This window comes from Pseudoalteromonas sp. SR45-5 (assembly GCF_014163565.1).
In the GTDB taxonomy this organism is placed as follows: domain Bacteria; phylum Pseudomonadota; class Gammaproteobacteria; order Enterobacterales; family Alteromonadaceae; genus Pseudoalteromonas; species Pseudoalteromonas distincta.
In genome coordinates this window covers 1-6,891 of record NZ_JACJDN010000174.1, presented here as the reverse complement: position 1 = coordinate 6,891, position 6,891 = coordinate 1, and the positions used below count along the sequence as shown (strand labels likewise).

Genomic DNA, 6,891 nt, shown 5'->3' with positions numbered 1-6,891 from the left:
CTATTAGTTGATGGCCATATTCCTGCAAAGCAGCTTTTTCAAGACCCTAATTACTTACGCGAAGGTTTTAGTTTACCTAGTAACGAATTAACACTTTTTTTTACAGCATTAGATGTTTACCGCACGCCAACAGGCGAATTTAAAGTATTAAGCGATCATTGCCAGTGCCCGCTGGGCTTAGGGCTATTAATTAAAAGCCGTATTATTGCAAGGCGTGTAATGGCTGAAGAATTTGCAGAATGTAATGTTCAGCAAATTAAAGAGTTTTTAAACCTATTCCAAGAGGGTATTAATGAATATACCCACTATATGGATGACCCACGCATTGTAATTCTCACCCAAGGAATTGATGACCCTAACTACAACGAGCATGCATTCCTATCTACCTACTTTGGCTACACATTAGTACAAAGCGCCGACTTAACTGTACGTGGGGGTGACGTTTGTTTAAAATCGTTACAAGGCTTGGGTAAAATTAATGTCATTTTACGCTGGGTTTCTGATCGTTGTATTGACTCTTTAGAGCAAACTGAATATTCACTTCATGGTATTCCGGGCTTATTACAATCGGTACGACAAGGGTCGGTTAAGGTTTTAAACCCGTTTGGTAGCGGTGTGCTCTCGTCACCTTCAATAAAGTGCAACTTAGAAAAGTTATCGCAGCAAATTTTAAAACAACCGCTGTTATTAGGTGAGCCAAATTATTTAAGTGTAAAAGAAGCGCAAGCCGTTGATTGGAATAACCTCGAACTACTATCTGCTATAGACCCTACACTCAAGTTAGATGGAGTGTTAGACGAGCAAGAAATAAAGCTACTTATTAGCAAAGAACCCGATAATTACTTTTTCCAAGAAAAACCTTCTTTTAGCAGTGCACCATTTTGGCATGACGGGCAATTAATCTCCAAGCCAGTGGTGTTTAGGTGTTATGCATTAACCACTGAAAATGGCGTAGAAGTACTTCCTTCAGCACTGTGTTTTTCGAACGAAAAAAGTAACAACCCAAGAGTATCTGGTTGGATCAAAGATACATGGATAAATACAGCCGATAGAGTTGATTTAGGCGAGCATAATCCACCGGTGCCAATTAGAAAAAGAATGGATGTAACGCTACTCGAAGGGGTTATTTCGAGCCGTACGGCTGAGCACCTTTTTTGGTTGGGCCGATACTTAGAACGCTGCGAAAACACCATACGTATATTGCGTATTTTTATAGACAAGTACACCGAATTTTCTGTTTACCCAGATTCAATACGAAAAAGTATAGTTGCACGGCTTTCTAATGCCATTAGGTCGCAATATATTGTTTATCCCTATATAGAACCTGATTTAAAACTAGATGGAATTGATGTAAATCTGTCTAAAGAAACTGCCTTTCAACTCCTTGCAGACGAGCAATGCGCTGGCAGTATTATTAATACATTAAAGTACATTGCTAATGCGTCGGTGCAAATTCAAGAATTACTATCTCATGATAGCCGCCGAATAATTGATGATATTAATGAGCAAATTAAAGTATTTAAAAATGTAAATATTAATATCCCAACGCGTGCAATGCAAAGCAGCCTAGATAGAGTTATAGGCTCAATTATGGCTTTTAATGGCTCGATTACAGATTGTATGCCAAATAGTAACGGCTGGTTTTTACTCGAAATGGGCAGAAGAGTAGAGCGGAGCTTACAAATAACATCACTAAGTGCGGCTTTATTAACCAAAGAGTTAGACGAGCCCGAAGAGCTTGGCTTACTTGAAGCAGTGCTAAGTTGCCAAGTTAGTTTAGTTACGCATAAGCGCCGATACAGAATGTATCAAACCATTGGTACAGGGCTTGAGTTATTACTTTTAGATGCTGAATACCCACGTTCTTTATTATTTCAGTTAGAGGAAATTAATAAGTTGTGTAAGCATTTACCCACAAAACGCAGACAAGGCGTAATTGCGGCACACGAAAAAGCAATTTTACTGTCTAAAACAAGTTGCTATGTAACTGAGAAAGATTACCTACAAAAAAGTGAAAATAGACAACGTAACCAGTTAATCGAATTTAACCATAATACGCGTATGAACTTAGATACATTTTGTGATGTATTATTACTACAGTATTTTTCTCATACCCAAACGGCAAATAAATTGAACTGGACTAATATTGAGCAAGCTCAATCGTGAAATATAAAATAAAGCACTCGACTACATACAACTATTCAGACTTTGTTAGTTTGTGTCAAAACCAAGCGCGATTAACGCCAAAAACGAATCGCGGGCAAATATGCCACAGTAGTCGTGTAGAAATTGAACCTACACCGACTTACTTACAAACATTTACTGATTATTTTAATAATCAGGTAACAGCGTTTGAAATAGCAATACAGCATAAAAAACTTAAAGTAACGATGATCAGCGAGGTAGAACTGTTAGTCGGCGCTAATAGCAATTTAGAGAGTGTTGATATTGCTTGGCGAAAAGTACGTGATTTATTGGTTAAACCAAATACGGCGGAATTATTAAAAACGTCTGAATTTGTACTACCTTCACAGCTTATTCCAATAGATAAAGGAATTAAGGAATACGCATTAATATCGTTTGATGCACACAAAAATATAATTTCTGCATGCAAAGATTTAATGGCACGGATTTTTCATGAATTTCATTATGATCCTGGTTTTACAACAATTAGTACGCCTTTGAGCACTGTTTTTGCACAAAAAAGGGGCGTTTGCCAAGACTTTGCACACTTTGCGCTTGCATGCTTACGTAGCGTGGGGTTAGCAGGTCGATACGTAAGTGGGTACATAGAAACCATGCCGCCAGAAGGCGAAGAAAAGCTAGAAGGTGCAGATGCAACTCATGCATGGTTTGCGGTATTTGTGCCAAACTTTGGTTGGGTTGATTTTGATCCAACAAATAATGTTTTACCACGCGATCAGCATATTACTCTAGCCGTAGGGCGAGACTTTTCTGACGTAACTCCTTTAAAAGGAGTGGTATTTGGTGGCGGTAGTCAATTGCTTGATGTAGCGGTTGATATGATTCGAATGGAATAGCAGTTTAACTACGTCATATATGATGATGGATAAGGTGAAAGAGTGTATGAAAATTGATTGGAAAGCGTACCAAACAAAAGGTTTCTTTGATGAATTAATTGATGCACAAGGAAACGTTAGATCGCATGGAACACAATTAGCACAATTTTTTGCTAATTTATCAGCAGAAGAATTAGTAAAAGCCAGAGCGGTTGCTGATTTAGCAATTAAAGAAATGGGTATTACTTTCACGGTTTACAACGAAGGTAATATGATTGATAGAGCCTGGCCGTTTGATATTATACCGCGTACCATTGGCAAAAAAGAATGGCAAAGCGTAGAGGTTGGTTTAAAGCAACGTGTTGAAGCGCTTAACCTTTTTATAGATGATTTATACCACGACCAAAAAATAATAAAAGATGGTGTTTTTCCAAAAGGGTTACTAGAAAAATCAGTTAACTTTCGCCAGCAATGTGTGGGAATAAACCCGCCAAATAAGATATGGGCGCATATTTGTGGCTCAGATTTAGTACGCGATGGTAGCGGTACAATGTATGTGCTTGAGGATAACCTGCGTGTTCCTTCTGGTGTATCTTATATGCTTGAAAATCGCTCTGTAATGAAGCGTGTATTCCCTGAATTATTTGAGCAAGTATCGATTTTACCTGTTGATGATTACCCTTCACAATTATTTGATATGCTAGCGGCAATGTCGCCTCGTCCACAAGATAAACCAGAAGTCGTGGTACTTACTCCTGGGGTATTTAACTCCGCTTATTTTGAGCATTGTTACCTTGCCCAAGAAATGGGTTGCGAACTGGTAGAAGGGCGCGATTTAGTTGTTGAAAAAGATGACTGTGTATACATGAGAACAATCACAGGGCTACAACGAGTTGATGTTATTTATCGTCGTATAGATGATTTATTTTTAGACCCAGAAGCCTTTTTACCAGAATCCCAACTTGGCGTCCCTGGATTAATGCGTGCTTGGTCTAAAGGTAATGTGGCTTTAGTTAATGCACCAGGCGCAGGTGTTGCTGATGACAAAGTAGTTTACGCCTATGTACCTGAGATGATTAAGTACTACTTAGGCGAGGAAGCTAAACTTGCTAATGTCCCAACGTTCAAATGTTTAGATCCGAAAGAATGCGACCATGTGATTAAAAATATCGATAAGCTTGTTGTTAAACCTGCAAATGAATCTGGCGGATATGGATTATTAATTGGTCCTAAATCGACTAAAAAAGAACAAGAAGCGTGTATTGCTCAAATTAAAGCGGACCCACGAAATTGGGTAGCTCAACCAACATTAGATTTATCAACAGTACCAACATTTGATGGTAATAAACCAGATGGTCGACATACCGATTTAAGACCGTTTATTTTATCATCAGGTAAAGATACGCAAGTTACCACTGGTGGATTAACGCGTGTTGCTATGGTTAAAGGCTCTTTGGTGGTTAATTCATCACAAGGTGGTGGCAGTAAAGATACTTGGATTGTTGACGAAGAGGCTAAATAATATGTTATCAAGAGTAGGCGAAACTTTATATTGGGTATCTCGATACATTGAGCGCGCGGAAAATGTGGCTCGTTTAATCAACGTTAACAATTTACTGATGATGGACTTACCCAAAGGCGTATGTACCGGCTGGGAGCCATTAATTGATATTATTGGTGTGCGTAAAGCGTATTCAGAAACCCATACTGATTTTACTGAACAAAAAGCATTAAGGTATTTACTTGTTGGTAGTGATAACAGCTCGTCAATTTTAAACTCTATTACTTCGGCACGAGAAAGCGCGCGTACAATTCGCGATGTAATACCGCGAGATGTATGGGAAGAAATTAACTCTCTTTATTATTATGTAAAAGATAATCAAAAAGAAGGGATAACAAAGCGCGGACGTTTTGATTATTTAAAAAAGATTATAGATTCAGCCCATCAAATATTTGGGGCGTTAGATGCCACAATTAATCATGATCAGGGCTATGTTTTTATCCGCTTTGGTTCGATTATAGAGCGCGCAGATATGACATCGCGAATTTTAGATATTCGCTCTGCTACGTTAATTACTAATGAAGAAGAAGTGAAGCCGTTTGATAATATTCAGTGGATCAGTTTATTGCGTTCGTTAAGTGCTTATCAAATGTATCGCCAAGAAATGGGCGTTAGAGTACAGCGTGCTGATGTAATAGAATTTGTGATGCACAGCAAAGTATTCCCACGATCTATTTTATTTTGTATGAATGAATTAAAAGCATTGGTTTTACCTTTGCCAAACTCAACAGAAATTATTAAATCAATTGATGATGCAATTGTTGAGTTAGAAAATAAAGACGTACGAGTACTTAAAAATGGTCTGTTGCATGACTTTATCGATGAAATACAAATAGACTTAGCTGGAATACATAACGGACTGGCCGAAACGTATTTTTTAAAACAAGCAGAATAATAAAAACTGTATATTGTGAGATGACTGCTTAGTCTTAAGCGGTCATTTTTTTGCTTAAATTTATTTATAATAATTTTAAAACCTGCATAATTAATCTTTACTTCCTCATCCGTTGGTATCGCAATGAAAATCATCTCGACTAATATCTCTAAAATTAAAACTCTTATTCATAATGGTAAAGAGGTGAAAACGGGAATATTCAAAACGCCAACTAACGAACCTGTTGTTATTGAAAAGCTAAATATTATAGGGGATGAGCAAGCTGATTTAGTTAATCACGGCGGGGTTGATAAAGCGGTTTACGCGTTTTCGCACAATCATTATGATTATTGGAAACAAACCCTCGAGAATGATGATTTGGCAGTAGGTGCCTTTGGCGAAAACTTCACGATTTCTGACCTTGATGAAGCGAATATACACATAGGTGACCATATTCGAATTGGTACTGCATTACTTGAAGTAAGCCAGCCTCGTGTGCCTTGTTTTAAATTAGCTATCGCCCTTAATAATAAAAACAGCCTTAAACTGTTTACGCAGCATTACTGCACTGGCGTGTATTTTAGGGTACTAGAGCAGGGCGTTGCAAAAACGGGTGATAGTGTTGTTATCGAGAAGAAAGCCTCGCACGACATATCAGTAAAAAAACTGTTCCAGGCTTTTTTTGATAAAAAATATCCAGATTATGAAAGTGTATTATTAGCAGCACTCGAATTGCCGGAGCTTGCTCTTGAGTGGCAAACTAAAATTAAAAAGAAGCTTTGTATTAAAAATGAACTAAGTTAAGCGTAAATTGTTATTTATAGAGGAGCTAGTAAAAAAGATAAAACCTGCTATACCTAATGTGATAAATACTATAATTATTATAGTGTTATTAAAAAACTGTTGGGTTAGTAGCTAAAATAGGTGTCGTATATGAATATCTCCAGAAAACTGATGCTTATTGTGATTTTAACAGCTGCAGAGGTAAGTATTACTGTTTACTCAGCTTTTGAAATAGCTAAAGGGGCCAAGTTTCACCAACTTAATTTTCTTCACTTAAAATATACTCATCAACTTACTAAGTCAGTTAAAAAAATAGAAAATGATCTCCCCATAGATATAAATACCATTGAGTCAGATATATTGTTAATTAGGCAGCAACCAATTGACTGTATTGAAGAAATAAATCCATTAAATTATGCTGTTATGAAATTTATTAACACAGAGCAAACTTTAACAATTTGTGAAAAAGATATAGAAATTGCGGATAAAACACTACTGTCAGTTACTCAGTATGAAAAAGGTGAGCTCAGTAGAGCTGATTTTTTACTAAACCTTAATGTTGCACTTGTCAGCTTTAACAAACACTCTGAGATGTTTGAAGAACCAATCAGAAAAACAGTATCGTTTATACTAATGACGTTAATTCCACTTGT

Annotated in this window: 5 protein-coding genes and 1 pseudogene; all 6 read left to right on the top strand. The window is 37.1% G+C overall.

The genetic code is table 11. From position 1 onward, the window contains the following. Window positions 1-2,166 (top strand): circularly permuted type 2 ATP-grasp protein (locus H5072_RS08595; RefSeq protein WP_182693272.1); only part of this gene is annotated, 2,166 nt, incomplete at its 5' end. Continuing rightward, complete coding sequence (locus tag H5072_RS08590) at window positions 2,163-3,041, top strand: transglutaminase family protein (protein ID WP_024590933.1); 879 nt, start codon at window positions 2,163-2,165, stop codon at window positions 3,039-3,041. The genes H5072_RS08595 and H5072_RS08590, both read left to right, overlap by 4 nt. Before the next feature lie 46 nt (window positions 3,042-3,087). Further along, complete coding sequence (locus tag H5072_RS08585) at window positions 3,088-4,542, top strand: circularly permuted type 2 ATP-grasp protein (RefSeq protein ID WP_007585223.1); 1,455 nt, start codon at window positions 3,088-3,090, stop codon at window positions 4,540-4,542. Between the two features lies 1 nt (window position 4,543). After that, complete coding sequence (locus tag H5072_RS08580; RefSeq protein WP_182693271.1) at window positions 4,544-5,476, top strand: alpha-E domain-containing protein; 933 nt, start codon at window positions 4,544-4,546, stop codon at window positions 5,474-5,476. 123 nt (window positions 5,477-5,599) lie between these two features. Then, window positions 5,600-6,259: an MOSC domain-containing protein gene (locus H5072_RS08575; protein WP_024604871.1), complete on the top strand. Its 660-nt coding sequence runs from the start codon at window positions 5,600-5,602 to the stop codon at window positions 6,257-6,259. A 129-nt stretch (window positions 6,260-6,388) separates the two neighbouring features. Beyond that, window positions 6,389-6,891: pseudogene (locus tag H5072_RS08570) on the top strand (sensor histidine kinase); the annotation flags it as partial.